The sequence below is a fragment of the Tatumella sp. JGM94 genome, assembly GCF_018257595.1.
In the GTDB taxonomy this organism is placed as follows: Bacteria; Pseudomonadota; Gammaproteobacteria; order Enterobacterales; family Enterobacteriaceae; genus Tatumella; species Tatumella punctata.
Genome location: NZ_JAERJN010000007.1, coordinates 25,335 through 46,530, shown reverse-complemented (window position 1 = coordinate 46,530; position 21,196 = coordinate 25,335). Strand labels below are relative to the sequence as shown.

The 21,196-nt window shown below is 53.4% G+C and carries 18 protein-coding genes; 8 read left to right on the top strand and 10 right to left on the bottom strand.

Features of this window, described 5'->3' with window-relative positions:
• Positions 1-28: 28 nt before the first annotated feature.
• Together JK216_RS06790 and JK216_RS06785 are read right to left on the bottom strand one after the other, a co-directional pair.
• Positions 29-943, bottom strand: a complete 915-nt coding sequence (locus JK216_RS06790) for an NAD(P)-dependent oxidoreductase (RefSeq protein ID WP_212709316.1) — start codon at positions 941-943, stop codon at positions 29-31.
• Positions 940-2,691, bottom strand: a complete 1,752-nt coding sequence (locus tag JK216_RS06785) for a fatty acyl-AMP ligase (RefSeq protein WP_212710450.1) — start codon at positions 2,689-2,691, stop codon at positions 940-942. Before JK216_RS06785 ends, JK216_RS06790 begins: the two co-directional genes overlap by 4 nt.
• Before the next feature lie 612 nt (positions 2,692-3,303).
• On the opposite strand from JK216_RS06785, the gene JK216_RS06780 reads away from it, so the two are divergent.
• The 3 genes from JK216_RS06780 (at position 3,304) to JK216_RS06770 (ending at position 6,142) form a co-directional block, all read left to right on the top strand.
• Complete coding sequence (locus tag JK216_RS06780) at positions 3,304-4,440, top strand: N-acetyltransferase (RefSeq protein ID WP_212710449.1); 1,137 nt, start codon at positions 3,304-3,306, stop codon at positions 4,438-4,440.
• Between the two features lie 145 nt (positions 4,441-4,585).
• Positions 4,586-4,951, top strand: a complete 366-nt coding sequence (locus JK216_RS06775) for a diacylglycerol kinase (RefSeq protein ID WP_212708824.1) — start codon at positions 4,586-4,588, stop codon at positions 4,949-4,951.
• 309 nt (positions 4,952-5,260) lie between these two features.
• Positions 5,261-6,142, top strand: coding sequence for a DMT family transporter (locus JK216_RS06770; RefSeq protein ID WP_212708825.1), 882 nt, complete (start codon positions 5,261-5,263; stop codon positions 6,140-6,142).
• 13 nt (positions 6,143-6,155) lie between these two features.
• Here JK216_RS06770 and JK216_RS06765 read toward each other — a convergent pair whose 3' ends face one another.
• Complete coding sequence (locus JK216_RS06765; RefSeq protein ID WP_212711292.1) at positions 6,156-7,076, bottom strand: LysR family transcriptional regulator; 921 nt, start codon at positions 7,074-7,076, stop codon at positions 6,156-6,158.
• Positions 7,077-7,195: 119 nt separating this feature from the next.
• On the bottom strand, positions 7,196-8,617 hold the full coding sequence (locus tag JK216_RS06760; RefSeq protein ID WP_212708827.1) for an MFS transporter: 1,422 nt from the start codon (positions 8,615-8,617) through the stop codon (positions 7,196-7,198).
• A gap of 107 nt (positions 8,618-8,724) precedes the next feature.
• On the opposite strand from JK216_RS06760, the gene JK216_RS06755 reads away from it, so the two are divergent.
• Complete coding sequence (locus JK216_RS06755) at positions 8,725-9,627, top strand: helix-turn-helix transcriptional regulator (protein WP_343876581.1); 903 nt, start codon at positions 8,725-8,727, stop codon at positions 9,625-9,627.
• Positions 9,628-9,634: 7 nt separating this feature from the next.
• Here JK216_RS06755 and JK216_RS06750 read toward each other — a convergent pair whose 3' ends face one another.
• Positions 9,635-10,441, bottom strand: coding sequence for a putative hydro-lyase (locus tag JK216_RS06750; RefSeq protein WP_212708828.1), 807 nt, complete (start codon positions 10,439-10,441; stop codon positions 9,635-9,637).
• Positions 10,442-10,507: 66 nt separating this feature from the next.
• The gene (locus JK216_RS06745) at positions 10,508-11,752 is read right to left on the bottom strand and encodes an MFS transporter (RefSeq protein ID WP_249213130.1); all 1,245 of its coding nucleotides are present in this window, start codon (positions 11,750-11,752) and stop codon (positions 10,508-10,510) included.
• Positions 11,753-12,093: 341 nt separating this feature from the next.
• On the opposite strand from JK216_RS06745, the gene JK216_RS06740 reads away from it, so the two are divergent.
• Positions 12,094-12,822 (top strand): GntR family transcriptional regulator, encoded by a 729-nt coding sequence (locus JK216_RS06740; RefSeq protein WP_343876580.1) that lies wholly within the window; start codon positions 12,094-12,096, stop codon positions 12,820-12,822.
• Here the strand turns inward: JK216_RS06740 and JK216_RS06735 are convergent.
• The 3 genes from JK216_RS06735 to cbpA are packed head-to-tail and all read right to left on the bottom strand — an operon-like array spanning position 12,809 to position 15,014.
• Positions 12,809-13,732 (bottom strand): hypothetical protein, encoded by a 924-nt coding sequence (locus JK216_RS06735; protein ID WP_212708829.1) that lies wholly within the window; start codon positions 13,730-13,732, stop codon positions 12,809-12,811. The genes JK216_RS06740 and JK216_RS06735 overlap by 14 nt on opposite strands.
• 41 nt (positions 13,733-13,773) lie before the next feature.
• Positions 13,774-14,082 (bottom strand): chaperone modulator CbpM, encoded by a 309-nt coding sequence (gene cbpM, locus JK216_RS06730; protein ID WP_212708830.1) that lies wholly within the window; start codon positions 14,080-14,082, stop codon positions 13,774-13,776.
• Entirely contained in the window at positions 14,082-15,014 is a 933-nt protein-coding gene (cbpA, locus tag JK216_RS06725; protein ID WP_212708831.1) for a curved DNA-binding protein, read from the bottom strand. The genes cbpM and cbpA overlap by 1 nt, the downstream gene beginning before the upstream one ends.
• 490 nt (positions 15,015-15,504) lie before the next feature.
• On the opposite strand from cbpA, the gene JK216_RS06720 reads away from it, so the two are divergent.
• From JK216_RS06720 to gss, 3 genes are all read left to right on the top strand, one after another.
• The gene (locus JK216_RS06720; protein WP_212711291.1) at positions 15,505-16,434 is read left to right on the top strand and encodes an AEC family transporter; all 930 of its coding nucleotides are present in this window, start codon (positions 15,505-15,507) and stop codon (positions 16,432-16,434) included.
• A gap of 51 nt (positions 16,435-16,485) precedes the next feature.
• Positions 16,486-18,150 (top strand): acetolactate synthase large subunit, encoded by a 1,665-nt coding sequence (locus tag JK216_RS06715; protein ID WP_212708833.1) that lies wholly within the window; start codon positions 16,486-16,488, stop codon positions 18,148-18,150.
• A gap of 238 nt (positions 18,151-18,388) precedes the next feature.
• Positions 18,389-20,266 (top strand): bifunctional glutathionylspermidine amidase/synthase, encoded by a 1,878-nt coding sequence (gene gss, locus JK216_RS06710; protein ID WP_212711290.1) that lies wholly within the window; start codon positions 18,389-18,391, stop codon positions 20,264-20,266.
• Between the two features lie 37 nt (positions 20,267-20,303).
• Here gss and JK216_RS06705 read toward each other — a convergent pair whose 3' ends face one another.
• On the bottom strand, positions 20,304-21,179 hold the full coding sequence (locus tag JK216_RS06705; protein ID WP_212711289.1) for a LysR family transcriptional regulator: 876 nt from the start codon (positions 21,177-21,179) through the stop codon (positions 20,304-20,306).
• Between the last annotated feature and the right edge of the window lie 17 nt (positions 21,180-21,196).

Here is a 21,196-nt window from a genome sequence, read left to right as displayed (position 1 = left end):
CTACGTTGTAAAACCTCGGTTCAGAGAATTAAAAAAGCCGCTCACGTAAAGCACGTTCGAGACTCACTTCAGGACGCCAGCTGATAGCGGCAGTCAGCCGCTGATTACTGGCAGACCAGTCCGGATGGATGATTTCGCGGATTTTAGCCGGGGTAAGCATTGGTGCTTTCCCCGTCACGCGGTGGCACTGCACAGAGATCGCCGCCAGTAATCTCAGCACCGTTAACGGGATACTGGCCCGCCATACCGGTCCCCGGCGGACACTGGCCCCGATGAGCTGCAGGCGTTTCCAGCTATAGCCTCCTGGCATGCCGTCACAGAGTTCATAAATACCGGTGGCCGGAGATGCGCTCAGCAGCCACTGGCTGACTGCAGTAGCTAAATCACTGACGTGCAGAAAAGAAAGTGTCCCGTCATGGCCTGCCGGGCAGGGTAATACCCCGCGTAACAGGCCGTTCAATAACGGGTAAAGTTCTTTATCACCACAGCCATAGACCGCTGTCGGCCGGAAGATACCGAGGGAAATATCTCCTGCAAGCGTCTGCAGTTGCTGCTCAGCCCGGTGTTTAGAAGCGGCGTACCAGGAAAGTTCCGGATGGCGGGCGGCCAGAGAAGAGATAAACAGAAAACGGCGACACTGACCGCTGTGCAAAGCTGCCTGTAACAACGCCTGGCTGCCGTGCAGATTCGTGCGGGTAAAAACGTTTTCGCTGCCGCCTCTGACCTGACCGGCACAATGGATCACATCATCGGCCCCGCGAACCAGTTCACAGAGCGCCTGCGGACTTTCCAGACAGCCATGCACCCAGCTTAGCCGTGCGTCAGGGGCTGAACGCTGAGTACGGGTCAGGGCGCGGATCCTGAACCCGCGTCGTAGCAAATCACCGACGATATACCGGCCAATAAAGCCGGTGCCGCCGGTCAGGGCAACCGTACGGTTCATGGGGCGAATCCGGGGACCGGCAGCGCAGGACAGACTGCCGTGGTCATCCAGCGCTTCCTCGCTTCTGCCCTCGCCGGTTTACCGGAAGAAGTACGCGGCAGACTATGGGGCGGCAACAGTTCGATCTCCACCACCACCCCGAATTCGCTCTGGATGCTGGCAGATAACGAGCGGACCAGCTGTTTACGACGTTCTTCTGAGCTGATCCGACACTGGATTTGCAGGATTATCCGGGCATTCTCCCCGTGATCCTCCGTCACAAAAGCGATGGCATCGCCCCTGTTCACTTCGGGTTCCGACTCTGCCAGATACTCAATATCCCGTGGCCAGATATTGCGGCCGCGGATGATAATTAAATCTTTTTTACGTCCGGTGACATACAGGTAACCTGCCGACTGGTATCCGAGATCTCCCGTGTCCATCCATCCGTTATTCAGCAGTTGTTTTCGTATTTGCGGGTCACCAAAATAGCCACTCATCAGGCTGGGGCCGGAAATACAGATATGGCCGACCTGTTGCTCAGGCAGTCTCATTCCGGCTTCATTTCTGATTTCAATACGGTGACCGGGTAATGCTTTACCGCAGTTAACAAACACAGATACTGCGCGGGTACGGGCAGATGGTACAGCCGCCCGCCCCTCGTACTCCAGAATATCGCGGTCGATCGTATCCGTCTGTACGCCGCAGTTTTCATCAGAAAAACTCACCGCCAGGGTATTTTCAGCCAGCCCATAGCAGGGCATAAATGCCGTCGGGTTAGCGCCGACCACGGCAAAGTGCTCACTGAACCGGGCTAACAGTTCCGCAGGAATAGGTTCGGCACCGACCCCCGCAACCCGCAGACAGGAGAGATCCATCCCTGCCAGTTCTTTCTCACTGCTGCGGCGTAAACAGAGATCATAACCAAACGGTGGTGCCACCGTGACAGTACCGCGGTTTTTATCAATCAGTTTCAGCCACTGTAACGGTCGCATGGCGAAGTCCTGGGTACGCAGATAATCAACGGATAACTGGGTCGCCACCGGTGTAAGCAGAAACCCTACCAGCCCCATATCATGGTAAAAAGGCAGCCAGGAAACACAGCGATCGCCGGGACGTAATTTAATGCCATCATGGCTGATGACCTGCAGATTGGCCATGACCGCCCGCTGGGTAATGATCACCCCGCGCGGAAAGCGCGTGCTGCCGGAAGTATATTGCAGATAGGCAATATCATCGCCGGACGGTTCGCTCAGCGGTATCCGGCCGCAGGGCAAGGCACGCATCTCCTGATGACTGAGGACATAAGGGCCGGATCCCTGCGTCATCGCCGAACGAACCAGCGACAGCCACTCTTCACCGCTAATAATCACTGCCGGTGCGCAGTCATTAATCAGGCCCTGTAACCGGGTAATATAGGAGGCTCGCTGACCGATCCCCATCGGAATTGCCAGCGGGACCGCAATCAGCCCCGCATACTGACAGGCGAAAAATGACTCAGCAAACCCGGCGCTGGTTTCGGCAATTAAGCCAACACGGTCACCTTTTTTCAGCCCCAGCGACAGCAAACGACCGGCGGCAGAGACTGCCCGTAGCCTGAGTTCAGTGTAGTCCAGTACTTCAGTCAGCTGATTACGGCGATCATAGAAATTCATTCCGCTGTTTCCCCGGGCAGCATAATCTAACGCTGCCGTCAGCGACGGAAAATCAGCATAACGCATGGGAAGAGAATGGGTAGCACTGGTTTCTTTAACAGAAAAATTAGCCATAAATTTAATTCACCAACGACGACAGATATTATTGGTTGAAAAACTACTGTTTTATTTTTTAAGACATTCACTGAATAGTGCTTTCCCCGGAGAAAATCCTCCCGCACTAAAGGATAATATTTTTATTTCAGCTTACCTCCGTGAGAATAACAAGCAGCAGCTAAACTTCCCTGCTATAACCGGAACATTATAAAGTCACCTTGTATTATCGGCGATCGAACAAAGTTAAACATATCGTAAACAATAACCGGAAGTAGTTTAAAAGTGAATCTCTGATTTGTTTTACAGCACCCAAAGGCATTAAGTGATAAAAATACAGTATAACAGATTGAAAAAATCTTAAACTCCGATTAACAGGAGCTAATCATTAATTAACTATTATTTTGAATAGCACCAAACGATTAACGCTTTATAAAAATATCTGTCATTACTTTTCATCCGCAAGAGAATAGCAATAGCCATCGGATATAATATGAAATTATATTTTCCGCCAGTTATTATTCAGATAAATGAAAGAAATAATGCTGCTGAGGCAGTGAGTATATCCGTTATATAAATACCCCGTTACTGACCGGTACTGGCTGATGCCGGTAATATTATTTAAGGCTTTTTATGATTCAAATTGACGCTGTACAGGATAAAGACGATCTTAAAGATTTTATTAATTTTCCTTCATCATTGTATCCTGATGACCCGAACTGGATCATTCCTTTATTTGTCGAACGTGCAGAACATCTTTCAGACAAAAATCCGGCTGCAGAACATATCGAATGGCAGGCGTGGCTGGCCAGAAAAAATGGTCATATCGTCGGACGAATTACGGCACAGATCGACCGCCTGCATCAGCAGTTATACGGTAACCAGAGTGGTCATTTCGGTATGATTGATGCTATCGACGATAATGCCGTATTCGCTGCATTATTTACTGCTGCAGAGGCCTGGCTGCGGTCCAAAGGGGCAGTGATGATTACCGGTCCCTTTAGCCTGAATATTAATCAGGAAAGCGGATTACTGATTGACGGTTTTGATACCCCGCCGTCGGCGATGATGAACCACGGTAAACCCTATTACGCTGCCTGTCTGGAACAACAGGGATACGCTCAGGATACGGATTTACTAGCCTACCGGATGAAAAGGACAGACCTGTGTTTCTCAGACTCACTGAGAAAACTGATGTCACAGGCCAGCAGCAAAGTCACCCTTCGGCGTCTGGATCGTAAGCAGTTCTCCGCAGAAATGCAGTTGCTGCGTGATATTTTCAACTCCGGCTGGCAGCACAACCGCGGATTTGTCCCCTTTACTGCCCATGAATTCGCCACTATGGGGGGACAACTGAAATATCTGGTGCCCGATGATATGATTTACATTGCCGAAATCAATGGCGTGCCCTGCGCATTTATCGTCGGCCTGCCCAATATTAATGAAGCCATTAACGGCCTGAATGGCAGCCTGTTCCCCTTTGGCTGGGCCCGGCTATTGTGGCGATTGAAAATCCGTGGTGTACGCACAGCCAGAGTCCCTTTAATGGGCGTCCGTCACGAATATCAGTTCAGCCGCCTCGGGCCGGTTATTGCCTTATTACTGATCGAAGCATTACGTGAGCCTTTCGCCCGCCACCGGATTGATTGCCTGGAAATGTCGTGGATTTTGGAATCGAATAGCGGAATGCGCACTATCCTGGAGCGGATTGGTGCCGTGGTTTATAAACGCTACCGTATCTATCATAAACAACTGTCATCGCCGGTATAGCCTCAGCCCCCCCACAGGGCAATTACCCGTTGACCTGTGACAGACGAAGAACTGTGACTGAGAAGGCGGTAATCACCCTGTTACTGCCGGTGCTGACCGGCCAGCGCGGGTTAACACTGACCGCAACAAGGAAAATATTATTTTTATGAATCTGAGCAGAAAAAAAGGATTAGCAAGATTAACTGCCAGTATCAATAACTCCTGGCAGGGGTTTAAAAATGCACTCTCTACGGAAGAGGCTTTTCGTCAGTTAATCATTATTAATAGTGTGCTGCTGGTCATTATCCTGTTTTTGCCTGTCCCGCCGCTGGAAAAACTGCTATTGATCGCCTGCAGTTTCTTGTTACTGGTGGTGGAACTCCTGAATACGGCCATCGAAACCGTCGTTGACCGCATATCCTCACAGATCCACCCCCTTTCAAAAAGAGCAAAGGATATCAGCGGTGCCGCCCAGCTGGTGGCCGTAACCCTGACTATTCTGGTGTGGACCGTGGTACTGGTGTGGGGCTGATGGCCAGTTAATTTTCCCGCCACTGACCTACACTGCTTCTCAGAATTATCCCTGCTCAAGCCACCTTTTCGCTGCTATACTTTAGCTGTTTTCATCTGAAACCGGCCAGTGACCGGGCAGTGGAACAACAATACTGATGGTGCAATACCCTTCCCGGCAGGTTTCGGCTGCCGGCTGTACCGGTCTCTGTGTTATCAATAACCGGCCGGAAACATCTTAATTATTGATGTTAATTCATTTGCATACACTAATCATAACGACAGAGCCGTGGGTGGCAGGCTGGAGTATCGGTTATTTAAAGGAGCAATAATGTTAAATAAACACGCTGCTGGCGCAATAATGATCATTGCAGGAGCCATCTGTTATGGCATGCCGGGGATTATACTCAGTCTGGCACTCCGCCATGGCGCACACACCAGTAACATTATTGCCACACAATACTTATTCTCTTTTATTCTGTTTTTTGTGCTGTCGGAGTTTACCCGGAATAAAAAAGCCACCATCCCGACCAGAGAAAAAGCTATCGCCTTGTTTACAGGGATGCCGCTACTGGGCGTCACTTACTGCTTTTTTCAGTCGGTCTTTTATATCGGAGTCCCGACAGCAACATTACTGATGATGCAGTCGTCATGGATTGTGCCGCTCATTAACGCCATTATCAGAAGAACGCCTGTCGCCCGTAAAGATATACTGTTGTTACTCTGTATTATCACCGGGGTCGCCATTGCCACCGGGGTCTTTCGCGGGTCGATGCGCCTGAACATTATCGGTATCAGCTGGGGACTGGGGGCGGCTCTCTGCTATAGCCTGGTGATACTTTCGTCATCACAGATAGCCAAAGAAAGCCGTGTTATTGATAAGGCCAGATTACTGACTCTCGGGGCGTTTATTACCGCCATCTGTGTCATGAAAGATAACGTCGATATTTCGCCGTTTACCACCGACAGTTACTGGTCGCTGTTAACCGCCGTATTCTCGTCAATACTGCCCGTATTACTGTTCGGGCTGGGGATGCCAAGAACCGCCCCGTCACTGGCCGGTATGCTGGTGACCATCGAATTGCCGGCGGCGTATGTCTTTTCGTACCTGATTCTGGCCGAAAAAATCAACATCGATCAGATTGTCGGCTGTCTGATTATTGTCTTGTCACTGGTAGTACCGGGGCTTATCGGTAAGTATAAATCCCGCTGAAGTTTCTGCCCTGCTACACTCCGGCCTGCGTCGGCGAAAGCTCTGGCCGGTGGCGCAGTGCTTCAATCAGCAGGGAAAATGCTGCCGGGTGCTGTCTTCGGCTCGGATAATAGAGAGAGTACCCGGCAAAAGCCGGGCACCAGTCATCAAGTACCGTCAGTAACCGTCCCCCGGCAATCGCCTCTGATATCTGGTCCGCGGGGACAAATACCAGTCCCAGCCCGCAAAGCGCTGCATCAATGCGTTGTGAAAGGCTGCTGATGATCAGTGCCCCGTTAACCCGTACCCGCAGCGGCTTGCCCTGTGCTTCAAATTCCCAGTGATACAATGCACCGCTTCCGGGCAGGCGCATATTAATACACTGGTGTTGCAGTAAATCCTGCGGAGTCTGCGGGATCCCCCGTGCGGCAAAGTAGTCCGGAGAACCGGCAACCACCATCCGTATATCGGGGCCGATAGGTACTGCCACCATATCTTTTTCGATACTTTCCCCGAGCCGGACTCCGGCATCAAACCGCTGCTCAACAATATCGATAAAACGGTTATCGGCCACCAGTTCAATACTGATTTGCGGATACTGGCGGGTAAAGAGCTTTATTTTAGGCCATAGCAGGCTTTCCAGCGCATGCTCACTGACAGACAACCGTAAACTGCCTGTCGGCTGACCACTCAGTTGTAACAGGGCATCAAACTCCTGTTCCAGTGCCGACAGGCGCGGTGCCAGGCAGGCAATCAGCCGTTCTCCGGCCTCAGTCGGTGCCACACTGCGGGTAGTTCGTGTCAGCAACCGCAGGTTAAGGCGGTTCTCCAGGGCTTTCATCCCGTGACTCAGCGCCGACTGGGATACTCCTAACCGGGCCGCGGCTTTAGTAAAGCTGCGTTCCCTGGCTACCACCAGAAAGTTTTGTAGTTCGTTAAAATTTTCTTTCAGCACTACCCGCTTCCTTATTTACGACCCATCCGCCTGCCGGGGGAGCAGGCGGCGAACACAATATGGCCGGTAATAGCCCCTGACCGGATAGCACTGTGCCTGAGTGCCATCGCTGCCGCCATTTACTGTCCGGCCGGTGCCGGTTCTGCAAGAGATTTACGTTTTATCAGGGTTGCCGCTGCCAGAATCAGCATGACCAGCGCTTCGGCGGCCAGAAACCCGGCCATCGCCTGCGGGTAACTGCCCTGCTGATGATACTGATGCAGGTAAACTGCACCGGCAACGGCAGGACCTAATCCAAGGGCTGCCTGCTGCAGGGTACTGAGAATCGCGCTTCCGGCCCCGGCATCGCTGGCCGGGATATCCCGCATCCCTACCCGGTAAAAGCAGTTAACAATAATTGCCTGACCCAGCCCAAGTAAAATGCTGCCCGGGGCGATAGCCAGGGCGCCGGTTGAATTCCCCAGTATCCAGAGGGTCATCATCAGCACCAATACCCCGCTGACCTGAATTAAAATGCCGGTCAGTAACACCGGGGCCGTCGAATAACGACGGATCAGCTTCGGGGCATAGAGAGCCGACAGAAAATAAGCCACTCCCAGCACAATAAAACTGTTTCCGGACTGTAAGGGCCCCATTCCGGCACCGGCCTGTAACGTCAGTGCCATGCAGAACATAAATCCTGACCAGCAGCTGAAAAAAAGAAATGCGATCAATAAACTAAAGCGTACCCCTGGCAGTTTCAGCAAATGCGGCGGTAACAGCGGCTGCTGACCGCGCTGTTGCTGGGCCAGCGCCCCTTTACGCATCAGTAATGCCAGTGGCACAGTAATCAGCAGCATCACTTGCATTTGCCACGGCCAGTGCAGAGAGGGGCCGAGAGCCAGCGGAAACAACAGACAGCAAAGAATGATTGCCAGTAACAATGTGCCCTGCCAGTCGATACGTGATGCCCTGTCACTGCGGGTTTCAGGAATAAAGTGTCGGCTGAACAGCAATACCAGCAGGCAAATAGGAACATTAATAAAAAAGGCATTACGCCAGCCCAGACCGGCGATATCCGCCGAAACCAGCCAGCCGCCCCCCATCTGACCGATAATAAAGGCGATACCGCCGATCCCGCTGTACAGACTGATCGCCCGCGCATGGGCAGTGCCTTTCAGCGTCACATGCAGAGTGGCGAGGATCTGCGGGACAATTAATGCCGCTCCGGCCCCCTGTATTGTCCGCGACACTAACAGGGTATTGACGCTTCCGGCCAGACCACAAAATAATGAAGCAATACCAAAAATAACCACCCCGGCCAGCAGTACCCGCCGCCGGCCATAGTTGTCACCCAGTTTACTGCCGACGGCCAGACAAACAGCAAATGCCACCCCGTACAGGGCGACAATCAGCTCCAGATCTGTGGCAGTACTCGCCAGAGAACGGGTAATAGAGTCCAGTGCCACATTAGTAATCGACGTATCGATCAGTGGCAGCATTTGGGCGGTTAATAACAGTATCAGGCCGATTTTCCCCGGCGAGGCAGGTGAAGCGTTCATTGAAACTCCGTTGCGTGATTCACTTTCTGGCCGTAGTATTGACGATAATTTAACAGGGTACCAGTAGCTGTTTATACTGGTACTGGCACTACTATGCAGGAGTTTCAGTGACTATCATCACCCGCCAGGCCACCCTCAGTTCTCCTGAAAGAAACAGCCGCCAGCTGCTGGCCACCTTTTTACGTACCCGCAGAGAAAGTCTTGATCCTCAAAGGCTTGGATTACCGCGCAGTGGCCGTCGCCGGACACCCGGTCTGCGCAGGGAAGAAGTGGCCATGCTGGCCGATGTCGGGGTGACCTGGTATACCTGGCTGGAACAGGGCCGGCAGATGAAACCTTCGGCTGCCGTACTGGCCTCGGTCAGCCAGGCACTGCAATGTACCCCGGCCGAAACCCGCTACCTGTTTATACTGGCGGGACTGCCGGTGCCCGGAGAGCCGCCTTCTTCCGTGTGTCAGCAAGCCGGGCCCGCTTCCCAGCGGCTGCTACGATCGCTGATGCCTAATCCGGCAGCACTGGAACGGCCTAATTTTGATCTGATTGGCTATAACCAGAGTTTTTGCCGGTTAATGGGCGTCGACCTGGATCAGGTACCGCCGGAAGATCGCAACTGTATTTATCAGTACCTGACCAGTGCCGAATGGCGCAGCCGTTTCTGTGGGGAAGACAAAGTGTTACCCGTATTTGTCGCTTATTTCCGTGCCGGAATGGCAGAATACCGCGGGGACCCGCGCTGGGATACGCTGCTGGAACGTTTTTTTACCGTATCTCCGCGGTTTCATGAATTGTGGAATCAGCACTATGAAATCCGCAGCATCGAAAATCATATAAAGAACTTTAACCATCCGCAACTTGGTACTATTACTCTGCAGCAGATGAACTGGTATTCAGCACCACGCGATGGTTCGAGGTTGCTGGTTTACCTGCCACTGGATGCCAGTGGTGAAAAGACTGTCGCTGCCCTTGCTGCCGGCCCGCAGGCCGGTCAGTCCCCCCATGACAGGGAATAATCCGTTGTCATACATGAAAGCTGCTGTCGGCGATATCAGTAATAAACATATGGCCCGGAGCGTGGCTGATAGCAAAAGGTAACCGCGAGGCCATCACTGCCGCCTGGGGAGTCACTCCGCAGGCCCAGAACACGGGGATTTCCCCCGGTTTAATCTGTACGGCATCACCGAAGTCAGGCTGCGCCAGATCACGGATCCCCAGTGCCGCAGGCTCACCAATATGTACCGGCGCACCATGTACTGCGGGATAGCGGGCAGTGATTGCCACCGCATCTGCTACCCGATCCGCCGCCACCGGCCGCATTGAAACCACCATTTCGCCCTGTAAACATCCCGCCGGACGACACTGACGGTTAGTGCGATACATGGGGACATTACAACCGGCGCTAATATGCCGGATCTCAATACCGGCTTGCTGCAACGGTGTCTCAAAGGTAAAACTACAGCCAATAAGAAAGGTCACCAGATCCGGATGCTGTGCCCAGAGTGACGACGCATCGGCAATTTCTTCGGCCAGTGCGCCATCCCGCCAGACCCGGTATAGAGGAAGATCGCGGCTGATATCTGCGCCTGCTGCCAGCGGGGTCGTTGTTTTTCCGGCTTCTATCACATCCAGTACCGGACAGGCTTTGGGGTTACGCTGCGCATACAGCAAAAAATCCCAGGCCCTGTCGGCCGGTAAAGCAATCATATTGGCCTGGGTCATGCCGGGGGCAATACCGGCAGTCGGCATCACCCGCCCCTGACGAAATGCTGCCCGGGCAACCGGGGCGGTTACCCCCTGATATACAGCTGTATCATTATCTGCTGACATGCTTATCTCCGTTATATCGGTATTTGCGGCGAAACCGTTTTTTCTGTCGCGCCGCGAAAACAGTGATCAGGATGGCTGATCCTGATTAAGCGCCATCCCACGGGTTTCCGGAAGAGCCAGACAGGCGATAATCACCAGCAGATAGCTGCCTCCCGCCATATAACCAATCGCGGTCCCCAGCGGGATATAACCGCTGAGAAAGCCGACCATCCCCGGGAAAATAGCGCCGATAGCACGGCCAGCGTTATAACAAAACCCCTGACCAGAACCACGTATATGGCCGGGAAAAAGTTCACTGAGATAGGCCCCCATTCCCGAGAAAATCCCCGACAGGAAAAAGCCCAGCGGAAAACCGAGGATCATCATCACCTGGTTAGTGATCGGCAGTAAGGTATAGCCGCACACCAGCAAAATAGCGCAGACGGCAAACAGAATAAAACAGCGCCGGCGGCCTAAATAATCCGATAGCCAGGCACTGGTCAGATACCCGGCAAACGAACCGGCAATCAGGACCACCAGATAGCCGCTGGTATTGAGTACCGACAAGTGCCGCTCTGCTTTCAGGTAGGTCGGCAACCAGGTTGTCACGGAATAATAAGCTCCCTGCATACCTGTTGCCAGCAGACTGGCCAGCAGAGTAATACGCAGTATCCGCGGATGAAAGATCTGCATAAAACCGGCGGCAGATTGTCCGGTGGCCTGCCGCTGACGGCGGGCAGCAACAAAAATCTCCGGATCCTGCAATTGCCGGCGCAGAAAAACCAGCAGTAATGCGGGTAATGCCCCGACCCAGAACAGCACTCTCCAGGCATATTGCGCATCCACCAGCGCATATATTGCCCAGTAAGCGATAGCCGCAATACCCCAGCCAACCGCCCAGCTGCTTTGTACCAGTCCGACAGCTTTCCCCCGATGCCGCGCACGGATCATTTCGGCTATCAGTACTGACCCGACCGACCACTCTCCGCCGAAACCCAGCCCCTGCATAACACGGGTAAATAACAATTGCTCGGCGGATGTGACAAAGCCACTGCATAAGGTGAAGAAACTGAACCATAATACGGTCAGTTGCAGGATCCTGACACGGCCATAACGGTCGGCCAGAATTCCGGCTATCCAGCCCCCGATCGCCGACGAAATCAGCGCGCCGGTTGCAATATATCCGGCTTCTGTTTTACTCATGCCCCACAGAGTAATAAAGGTCGGGATCATAAAGGTATAGATCATTGAATCGAACGCATCGATCCCGTACCCCATAAATGCCGCCGCCAGTGTCTTGCGCTCGCTGCTGTTTGTTTCTTTTAACCACATAATCGTCCCCTGCCGTCCGGTGTTGCAGGCCGTATATCACACGGCCCGTTTTTCAGGTCATCTGCATATATTTTTATTGGTTGTCTTACTGTCACAAGCAAGGCCCGTGCCAGTATTCTCCTGCCCCTGCAGGCGGTTGTTTACCTCCGCCAGCCATATTGTTGAACAATATTCAGGGCTGTGTTCCACTAGCGGACCGGCTCTGCCCGCAACGGCCTGCCAGGGAAGCACTTTTATAGTGCAGGCAAGGGGGCAGATAGCACCATAAAGGTGCATTTAGCGGATAACCGCTGGTCAGGACGGGTTATTTGGCATTTTCCTGCCTGATATGAGAATGTGAAGTGAATATCATCAATATTGCAGAGCTTATGGTTAATACTCCTGTTCCCGGGTTATCCCCACAAAATCTGGCTGACCGGATTGCCGATCAGTTAAGAAATGAATTAGTTCACGGAAAATATGCGCCGGGGATGCACCTGTCAGAAGCCGGTCTCTGTGAACAGCTGAACGTCTCGCGGAACACCCTGCGCGAAGCTTTCAGAGTGCTGATCAAAGAGGGCTTGTTGCAGCATATTCCTCACCGCGGGGTCAGTGTGATTGTCCCGACACTGGAAACGATTATTGATATTTACCGGGTACGTAAACTGATTGAATGCAGGGCTGTGTCACTGGCGTATCCGCTGCATCCGGCGGTGAAACGGATGCGCAGTGCGGTCAGCCAGGCAGAAGCTTATCAGCAAAAAAAACACTGGGCAGCGGTCGGCACTGCCAATATGGACTTTCACCGTGCGATTGCTGAACTGACCGACAGCCCGCGTGTTATTGCACTGTTTGATCACCTGCTGGCTGAATTACGGCTGGCGTTTGGTCTGCTGGATGATGCTGAGTTTCTGCACTCCCCCTATCTGCCGATGAACGGGCAGATCACCACTCTGCTGGAACAGCAACAACCGGATACCGCAGCAGAATTACTGAGTGATTATCTGCATCATTCGGAGCGGGTGATCATTGCCGCTTATAGCCGCCGGATGAGGACCGATAGCCGCGGCAACGGATTCAGCCATAAGTAATCCCCGTCAGCGCCCCCAGCCTGGCGATACTGCGTAAAGGGCCCCCCTGACTCAGGGAATATTCCCAGACATTACCGCCGAGGTCGGTGATCCACATCCGGCGGTTGTCCGCATCTCTGACCAGGGCTATCGCTTCCTGTAACCCGCGCGCCAGGATCTGGTGGTCGGTCAAACGGCCATCCACCAGCCGGGCACAGTTCAGAGAGTTCCCCCCGCTGGCGTCGTCACCACGATCCGTCCAGTACATGATCCCGCGGGCAGCATCATAGTCCAGGTCAATCGGTTCCGGCAGTCCTGACAGCATGACTTCAATATCCGGACGATTACTGGCTTCTGAACCGCGGGGCAGCCTCAGCCCGGCACGTAAGATCTGTCCCTGTCCCCCTTTCGGCGGCCCTTTCAGGGTCCAGTAAATATAGCCCTGCTGATTGTCTATCGCCACCCCCACACAATGCCGAGTATAGTCGCCGCTATCGGCCGGAAACAGGCCGGTTTGTACCAGCACCTTCAGGTCACTGCCATCTTCCCTGGCACAGAAAACCCGCATTCCTTCACGGTCACACCAGTACAACAGACCGTTTTCCGCATCATGGATTAACTGCTTACCGGTAACAAAGATCCCGTTTCCCGCCAGCAGACGACGATCACGGCCTTCTGTGGTCATCGACTCCAGTCGCCCGTCGGCCTGGAAAAACTCCGAACTATCGGCGCGGGTCGCAGCCCCCATATAAGTCACAAACAGGCGCCGGTTCAGAGGATCGATTGCAATACCGTCCGGATGGGTGTTAAGCCCGGCAACCAGGGTTCGTAATCCGCCAGTGTCAGGATCCAGTTCAAGGATCCGGCCCGGCGTAGTGACCTGCAAAAGATACAGTTTTTTGCCCATTTTATCGCTCCGCATCATCGTCATCTCAGATTCCTGTGCATATCAGGGGGCCGAAACAGCCGGGATTAATCGGCAATAAAACGTAATAATCGCTGACTGAGGCGGCGGTTTTCCCTGTCCAGCCGGTCAATCCGGTCCAGTAATGATAATGCGACGGCAATCCCCGGCCAGTCCAGCTCCAGCTCACGCTGCAGACGCTGTGCCCGGTGAAAGGCAGCGATCGCCTGGTCATCGAAGCGCCATTCCGCGGACGGAGTCTCCTGCTCTGCCGGACGGAGTACACCCAGCCCGATAATCTCCGTCAGTTCGGTCCGGGACAGTCCGGTATGCTGGCAAAATTCAGTGACCGTAAAGCGGATATTGACGGTAGCCATTATTTTTTCCCCCATCCCTGCCGCGGATCGTAGCCGGATCCGGCTTCCGCCAGCTGTTGCCATAACTCACGGCTTTTTTCATCCGTGGTTGCAGGGACCACTATTTTGATCACTGCGTACAAATCCCCCTGCTGTTTTTTACCGGATAATCCTTTCCCTTTCAGTCTCAGGCGTTTACCGGCCTGAGTACCGGCAGGGATGGTCAGCAGAATGCTGTCATGCAGGGTGGGTAACGCCACTTTGGTCCCCAGTACCGCTTCCCAGGGGGCGAGAGGCAATACCACTTCCAGATCATTACCCACCACATCAAATAACGGGTGCGGCGCAATACGGACCACCAGATAGAGGTCGCCCGCCGGTCCGCCGGCACTCCCCGGTGCTCCCTGCCCTTTCAGCCGGATACGCTCGCCGTCACCGACCCCGGCAGGAATTTTCACCTTCAGCGTTTTAGGGGTTTCGCGGATCACTGAGCCAAAGACGTCATACTCCGGCAGTGTATAACGGATAGTCCGGGTTTCACCGGTTTGTGCTTCTTCCAGAAACACAGCAACTTCGGTTTCAATATCCTGTCCGCGTTGCGGACGCTGCTGACGAGACTGGCGGCCCTGCTGGCCGAACATCGAACTAAAGAAATCAGAGAAATCGGCACTGTGCTCGTCACCGTAGCTGTGCTGAGACTGTCCGCCAGACTGGTGTGCATTAAAACGGGGATCGTTACGGTGCTGCCACAGCTGGTCATATTCTTCGCGGCGTTGTTGATCTTTGAGGACTTCATAAGCTTCCGCGATTTCTTTAAACCGCGTTTCAGCATCTTTTTCGGTGCTGACATCAGGGTGATATTTGCGGGCCAGCCGCCGGTAAGCCGTTTTAATCGCTTTCAGGTCGTCGGTACGTTCAACGCCCAGGATGGCATAATAATCCTTTAATTCCATAGTATTATCTTCCGGATCAGTAAACAGAATTATACGGGATGGATAACGGTATTAGGGTTACCGTGCAGTAAATATAGTCCCCGCCAGGAGGATTTGCAGCGGTAATTTATCAGCCGCTTGCGGAAAAACACCGGCCGCAACACTCTGAGCTGAAGCCGGCAGAGGCAACAGGCCCTGACACCTCAGCTTACATTAATTTATCCGCCTGGCTGAAAGTATCCCTGTTGCCGGCCAGCCCTGCACTCTGCGGCCCCCCGCCCTTAGCAGCAGTCCCTGCTGTCAGGCATTGATCAGCGCATATAACACTGCGTTTATCCGGCGATGGCCACAGATAATATTTATTTACCTTACAACATAACTGCCGGAGGTTTGTGCCCGCGCCCGTTTCAGTCCGTATACAGAACTGTCAATCAGGACTACTTTATAGGTTGCTGCCGGCCGCGGACAGCATGCTAAATAATGTCACCGGCTTATCTGCAGGGAGAATATTGTGATTGAATTGATAATTGCGGCTCTGTTACCGATTGTTGTAACGCTGATGCTGGGGTTTGTCGCCGGATGGCACCATGACTTTGACGCCGGGCAAGGCGCGGTTCTGAACCGGATGGTGATGCTGTATGCACTGCCCCTGACATTATTTGCCGGAATGATGGGATTATCGCGGTCCGTGTTGCTCTCACAAGGAACAATTGCCTTGATTCTGCTGGCAGGGATGGCTGGCGGATATTTACTGGTGTTTCTGCTGGCACGGCTGGTGTTTCGCCAGGCCGCGGGGGTTGCCGCGTTACTGGCTCTGGCAATCGCCGGCCCGGCGGTGCCTTTTGTCGGTGTTCCGGTACTCGGCCATTTATACGGCACCATCAGTACCCTGCCGATCGCCCTGTGCAGCATTATTATGAACCTGTTCCAGGTACCGCTGACGTTACTGATACTTTCCTCTGGTGCACCTGACAGAAAAGACGCCGGATTTATACAGCATATTGTGCATACGCTAAAAGAACCGGTGGTGTGGGCCCCGCTGCTGGCGCTGGTGTTACTGCTGTGCAACCTGCATATTCCCGATCAGTTCCGCAATGCATTACAGCTGCTGGGCGGCACCACCGGCGGTGTTGCTCTGTTTGCCTCCGGGGTTATTCTTTATTCCTACCATGTGGTTTTTAACCGCGGCGTTATCCTGTCAGTGATTGCCAAAAATATTATTTTACCGCTGGTGATTATGGCCCTTGCCCTGTGGATGCATGCGGATAAGCAGACGCTCAATTTATCGGTGATCAGTATGGCCATCCCCACCGCATCAGTCTGCGTCATCCTGGCGGTGCAGTATAAAACCGCAGAGCAGGAAATGGCGTCGATTCTTTTCTTCAGTACTCTGTTCTCAATTCTGACCATGGGCGGATTATTATACTACCTCGGGGGGTAGCTAGCATTCCGCACCAGGGTTACCTGATAACCAGTCTCCCGGAGGTGTTGTATGACGACTCAAACCAGCAATGTCGCAGAATTTATGGTGTCCTGTCTCGAAGCAGAAGGGGTGGAATATGTGTTTGGTATTCCGGGTGAGGAAAATATTAAGTTTGTCAGGGCTGTCACCGCTTCCGATAAAATACGTTTTATCCTGGTACGTCATGAACAGGCAGCCTCGTTTATGGCCGATATTTATGGCCGCCTGACCGGAAAAGCCGGTGTCTGTACCGCAACCCTCGGCCCCGGGGCAATTAATCTGCTGCTGGGAACCGCCGATGCCCAGACCGATTCCAGTCCGCTGGTGGCTATTTCTGCCCAGGTCGGTCTGAACCGGATTTATAAAGAATCACATCAGATTATCGACCTTGTCGCCATGTTCAGGCCGGTAACCCACTGGGCTGAGACTATTTATACCCCGGCCGCCACCGCCGAAATGGTGCGTAAAGCCTTTCAGCTGGCCCAACAGGAACGTCCCGGCGCCACTTATCTGGCGGTGCCTCAGGATGTTGAAGCCATGCCGGTGGACGCAACACTCACCCCGTTAATGCCCTCAGTGACAGGCCGCTCAGCCCCGGAAGATGCCGCGATACATCAGGCGGCAGAATTACTGCGTAACAGCCGCTTCCCGGTGATTCTGGCAGGCCACGGCGTCGCCCGTAACCGCGCTTCTGAGGCCCTGACCCATTTTGCGGAACACTACCAGCTGCCTGTCGCCACCACTTTTATGGGAAAAGGGGTGATCAGTGACCGCAGTACACAGGCGCTGGGTGTTATGGGGTTTATGCGTCATGATTACGAAAACTTCGCGTTCGATCAGGCCGACCTGATTTTGTCTGTCGGTTATGAGTTACAGGAGTTCGCCCCCCAGCGAATGAACCCGGATGCTGATAAAAAAATCATCCATATCAATACGTTCCTTCCGGATACCGATCAGCATTATGTGGCGGATATCAGTATTGTGGCCGATATTACCCTCAGTCTGCAGGCCCTGGGCCGGGCACTGGGGGAAGCACCGTTACACAGTCAGCCGGCTACCGCCCGTATTCGTCAGTTACGCCAGCAGGAGCTGGATAACGGTCAGCAGGATGACAGCTTTCCCCTCAAACCTCAGCGGATAGTCGCGGATATCCGCGCTGCGATGGGGGATGATGATATTGTGCTGGCCGATACAGGGGCAATAAAAATGTGGGTATCCCGCCTATACCCGGCCTGGCAGCCTCTGACCTGCCTGACCTCGAACGGCCTGTCAACGATGGCTTTTTCTTTACCCGGCGCGCTGGCGGCCAGGCTGGCTTTTCCACAGCGTAAAGTGCTGGCGGTAATGGGTGACGGCAGCTTTATGATGAACTCTCAGGAGATCGAAACAGCGGTACGTGAACAGATCCCGCTGGTGGTGCTGGTCTGGGTAGACGGCAGCTACGGACTGATTAAATGGAAAATGGATATGGAAGAAGGTGCCCATGATTCGGTGGATTTTGGTAACCCGGACTTTGTGAAATATGCGCAGAGCTTCGGGGCTCGCGGCTGTCTGATCGCCGAAGCAGCACAGCTGTTACCGGCACTGAACCGTGCCCTCGCAGAAGACGGCGTGACAGTCATCGCCTGCCCGGTGGACTACCGGGAGAATATGGCACTGGTCAGTAAGCTCGGTGAACTGACTATCGCCCTCTGAACGGCCTCCGGCAGACAATGCGTGACACTGTCACTTAATTATCGGAAGGGGATCGAGGTTCCGCCGGCAGAAAACAGTGCTATGCTGATAATACCCGCCCCATCTGCTGTCCATCCGGCACAGCACCTTGCTCCGGGCCAATGTGCCGCCGTCAGCCCGTCTTCAGGTGACTGCGGCGGTGCTCTCTGTGAACAGCAGCGATTAGCGGCTGCTTTTCTGTAAGGCATAAGGCAAAAGTATGACTGTGGATCTCACTAATAATCACGCCCCGTTCGGTACCCTGCTCGGTTACGCGCCCGGCGGCGTAGCGATTTACTCCTCCGATTACGACTCACTGGACAGTGAAGAGTATCCGGATGACTCGTCATTACGCAGTTTCCTCGGTAATGAATTTATGGGCTACAAATGGCAGTGCGTGGAATTTGCCAGACGTTTTCTGTATCTCAATTACGGTATGGTGTTTACCGATGTCAGAATGGCTTATGAGATTTTTTCTCTGCGTTTTCTGCGCCAGGTCATCAATGACGATATTCTGCCGTTGCAGGCCTTTGCCAACGGCTGTCCGCGCCCTCCTGTATCGGGTGCATTATTAATCTGGCAACAGGGCGGCGAATTTGCTGATACCGGCCACGTCGCGATGATTACGCGGGTATTTGCCGATAAAGTGCAAATTGTCGAACAAAATGTTATCCACAGTCCGCTGCCCGCGGGACAACAGTGGACCCGGCAACTGCCGTTGCGCCGACAGAATGGCCTGTTTTTTATTGATGATACCTTTGACGATACGCAAATCCTCGGCTGGATGATACAGACCTGTGATAACAGTGACAGCCTGCCGGAACCGGTGACTGCCGGTAAATTACTGGCAATCCACCCGCACAGAATCAGGGATAACGGCCAGTTTTCCGGTCCGTGGCTGAATGAAGACGATCCTGTTCAGTCGGCCTATATCCGTGCCAGCCATGGTCATATAATTAACGCCGATCCTCACCAGTATTTCACCCTTTCACGCAGTGCCGAACAGGAACTGATCAGGGCAACCAACGAACTGCATCTGATGTACCTGCACGCTACCGATAAGGTGTTACGGGATGATGCCCTGTTGCGCCTGTTTGATATCCCGGAAATCCTCTGGCCACGGCTGCGTCTGTCATGGCAGCGGCGGCGTCACCATATGGTGACCGGACGACTTGATTTTTGTCTGGATGAACGCGGGCTGAAAGTGTACGAATACAATGCCGATTCTGCTTCATGTCATACGGAAGCCGGAGTGATCCTCGGGAAATGGGCGCAACAGGGCGGAGTCAGTGCCGGAAAAGATCCCTGTCGCCGGCTGGTGGAAAACCTTTCAGCGGCCTGGAAACACAGCGATGCGCTGCCGTTTGTCCATATTCTGCAGGACGAGGATGCTGAAGAAAATTATCATGCATTACTGATGCAGCAGGCGTTAACCGATGCCGGTTTTGACAGTAAAATTCTTCATGGTCTCGTTGAGTTACACTGGAGTGCGACCGGATTACTGATTGACGATGACCAGCGGGAAGTTAACTGTGTCTGGAAAACCTGGGCCTGGGAAACGGTGCTGGAACAGCTGCGTCAGGAAACAGAAAACGATGCCACCGCTACCCTGCCGGTACGTACCGGTGAAGCCGATCAGGTGCGGCTGATGGATGTGTTATTACGGCCAGAGGTGATGGTATTTGAACCCCTGTGGACTGTTATTCCGGGCAATAAAGCTATCCTGCCGATCCTCTGGTCCCTGTTTCCGCATCATAAATACCTGCTGGATACAGATTTCACCGTAAATCAGGAACTGCAACAGACCGGCTACGCCATCAAACCTATCGGCGGGCGCTGTGGCAGTAATATCGGGCTGGTCAGCCATCAGGAGCAAATGCTGGATGAGACTGCCGGTAAATTTGCTCATCAGACTAATATTTATCAGCAGCTATGGTGTTTACCGCAGGTGGCCGGACGCTATATTCAGGTCTGTACCTTTACGGTCGGCGGCCACTATGGCGGAGCCTGTCTGCGTTCCGACCCGACACTGGTGATTAAAAAAGAAAGCGATATCGAACCCCTGCGCATTATTAAAGACAGGGATTTCAGCCGTTAACTCCGCCCTGCCCGTGGCAATCCTGCCACGGGCTTTTTTATAATAACGCCAGGAAATGTTCTCCGGCTTTACTCAGATTATGTCGCCGCCATGCCAGTGCAACCTGGGCGGTCAGCGGAGTGCCTTTTACCGGCAGGTAGCGTACGTTGGCCTGATCAATTTTACTCAGCGACGCAGGTATTATCGTATAACCAAAACCGGTGGCGACCATGCTGATAGCCGAGGTGGTCTGGGGTGATTGCGCAACATTGGACGGAGTAAAACCTGCATCACTGCAGGCATTGATCACCGAATCATACAGCCCCGGAGAGATCTCGCGCGGGAAGATAATCAGCGTTTCGTTACGTAATTCAGCCAGAGAGCTGAGCTGATGATTCGCCGCCAGAGGATGATTAGCGGGTAACGCAACCACCATCTCTTCATTATCAATGATCCGGTACTCCAGTTCTCTGCTGCGGGCGCAGGGCAGCCGGATAAAGGCCAGATCAATCGCCCCCTTCAGCAGTTCATCCACCAGCGCTGACATATGCAGTTCACCGGGGTGCAGATTGATCATCGGATAATGGTCGCGGAAAGTGTGCAGCAAAGTGAACACCCGTGGATTGAGGGCCGTTGATGAGGCGAAACCAATCCGCAGCCAGCCACTCAGCCCGCGTCCGACACTGCAGGCTTTTTCAAAGGCGGCATCAGACATTTTCAATATTTTAATAGCATCTTCATATAGCACGCGGCCGGCATCGGTCAGTTCGACACTGCGGGTCAGACGGCGCAGTAACGGGCTGCCTATTTCATGTTCAAGCCTCTGTATCTGCTGGCTGAGGGGGGGCTGTGATATCCCGAGATTTTCGGCAGCACGGGTGAAATTCCCCGCATCTGCCACCGCAACGAAATAGCGTAAATGGCGCAGTTCCATATCAAAAACGTCTCAAA

Bases quoted from the DNA above. Each gene is read 5' to 3' on its own strand.
- JK216_RS06790 (WP_212709316.1), bottom strand. From the start codon at position 943: ATGAACCGTACGGTTGCCCTGACCGGCGGCACCGGCTTTATTGGCCGG.
- JK216_RS06785 (WP_212710450.1), bottom strand. From the start codon at position 2,691: ATGGCTAATTTTTCTGTTAAAGAAACCAGTGCTACCCATTCTCTTCCC.
- JK216_RS06780 (WP_212710449.1), top strand. From the start codon at position 3,304: ATGATTCAAATTGACGCTGTACAGGATAAAGACGATCTTAAAGATTTT.
- JK216_RS06775 (WP_212708824.1), top strand. From the start codon at position 4,586: ATGAATCTGAGCAGAAAAAAAGGATTAGCAAGATTAACTGCCAGTATC.
- JK216_RS06770 (WP_212708825.1), top strand. From the start codon at position 5,261: ATGTTAAATAAACACGCTGCTGGCGCAATAATGATCATTGCAGGAGCC.
- JK216_RS06760 (WP_212708827.1), bottom strand. From the start codon at position 8,617: ATGAACGCTTCACCTGCCTCGCCGGGGAAAATCGGCCTGATACTGTTA.
- JK216_RS06750 (WP_212708828.1), bottom strand. From the start codon at position 10,441: ATGTCAGCAGATAATGATACAGCTGTATATCAGGGGGTAACCGCCCCG.
- JK216_RS06745 (WP_249213130.1), bottom strand. From the start codon at position 11,752: ATGTGGTTAAAAGAAACAAACAGCAGCGAGCGCAAGACACTGGCGGCG.
- JK216_RS06735 (WP_212708829.1), bottom strand. From the start codon at position 13,732: ATGACGATGATGCGGAGCGATAAAATGGGCAAAAAACTGTATCTTTTG.
- cbpM (WP_212708830.1), bottom strand. From the start codon at position 14,082: ATGGCTACCGTCAATATCCGCTTTACGGTCACTGAATTTTGCCAGCAT.
- cbpA (WP_212708831.1), bottom strand. From the start codon at position 15,014: ATGGAATTAAAGGATTATTATGCCATCCTGGGCGTTGAACGTACCGAC.
- JK216_RS06715 (WP_212708833.1), top strand. From the start codon at position 16,486: ATGACGACTCAAACCAGCAATGTCGCAGAATTTATGGTGTCCTGTCTC.
- gss (WP_212711290.1), top strand. From the start codon at position 18,389: ATGACTGTGGATCTCACTAATAATCACGCCCCGTTCGGTACCCTGCTC.
- JK216_RS06705 (WP_212711289.1), bottom strand. From the start codon at position 21,179: ATGGAACTGCGCCATTTACGCTATTTCGTTGCGGTGGCAGATGCGGGG.